This window comes from Streptomyces endocoffeicus, from assembly GCF_016741935.1.
GTDB lineage: Bacteria > Actinomycetota > Actinomycetes > Streptomycetales > Streptomycetaceae > Streptomyces > Streptomyces endocoffeicus.
In genome coordinates this window covers 1-1,219 of sequence record NZ_JAERRG010000155.1, presented here as the reverse complement: position 1 = coordinate 1,219, position 1,219 = coordinate 1, and the positions used below count along the sequence as shown (strand labels likewise).

The following is a 1,219-nucleotide window of genomic DNA, read 5'->3' as shown; positions in this document are numbered from 1 at the left end:
AATCGCCGGTGTGCTCGGCAACGCGGGGCAAGCCAACTACGCCGCCGCCAACAGCTTCCTCGACGCCCTGATCACCCACCGCCGCCACCAAGGCCTGCCCGGCACCTCACTCGCCTGGGGATCCTGGCAGCGGGTCGGCGGACTGACCCGGAGCCTCAGCGCGACCGACCGGAACCGGCAGGCCCGCGCCGGACTGCGCCCGCTGTCGGACGCCGAGGGAACCGCCTTGTTCGACGCGGCTCTGGCCGCCGGGACCGGCCCGGTGGTCGCGGCGAGGCTGGACCTGGCCGCGCTCGGTCGGGCCGAGGCGGTGCCGGAGGTGCTGCGCGACCTGGTCGTCCGGCGCCGCCGGCGGCAAGCGGGCAACGCGGGCGACGCCTCGTGGGGCGACCGGGTCTCGGCGATGGCCCCGCAGGACCGGGTGAACGCCGTAGCCGAGCTGGTGCGCGGCCGGGTGGCCTCGGTGCTCGGGCACAGCGACGCCCACCGGATCGCCGTCGACCAGGCGTTCAAGGAGCTGGGCTTCGACTCGCTGACGGCGGTCGAGCTGCGTAATCAACTGACCGCCGCGACCGGGCTGCGCCTCCCGGCGACCCTGATCTTCGACTACCCGACCACCGCCGCGGTGGCCGGGCTGCTGACCGAACGGCTCTCCGGCCGGACCACACCAGCGGTGCCGGACCCGCGGTCGGCACCGGCGTCGGCCATCGACAGCGAGCCGATCGCGATCGTCGGGATGGCCTGCCGCTACCCCGGCGGCGTGACCTCACCCGAGGAGCTGTGGGATCTGATCGCATCCGGCACGGACGCGATCTCGCCGTTCCCGACCGATCGTGGCTGGGACCTGGAACACCTCTACGACCCCGACCCGGACCACCCCGGCACCTCCTACGTCCGCGAAGGCGGCTTCCTCCACGACGCCGGCGACTTCGACGCCGCCCTGTTCGGCATCTCACCCCGCGAGGCGCTGACCATGGACCCGCAGCAGCGACTGCTGCTGGAGACCACCTGGGAGGTCCTGGAGCGCGCCGGCATCGACCCGGCGACCCTGCGTGGCAGCCGCACCGGCGTCTTCACCGGTGTCATGTACCACGACTACATCTCGCGCCTGCGTCACTTCCCGTCCGAGCTGGAGGGGTACACCAGCAACGGGGGATCGGGCAGCGTCGTCTCCGGGCGCGTGTCGTACACGTTCGGGTTCGAGGGCCCGTCCGTCTCG

The 1,219-nt window shown here is 73.0% G+C and carries 1 protein-coding gene; it reads left to right on the top strand.

Annotated elements, in window-relative coordinates:
* Positions 1 to 1,219, top strand: a 1,219-nt coding sequence (locus tag JK364_RS54320) for a beta-ketoacyl reductase (protein ID WP_201858863.1), incomplete at both ends; no start/stop codon positions are given.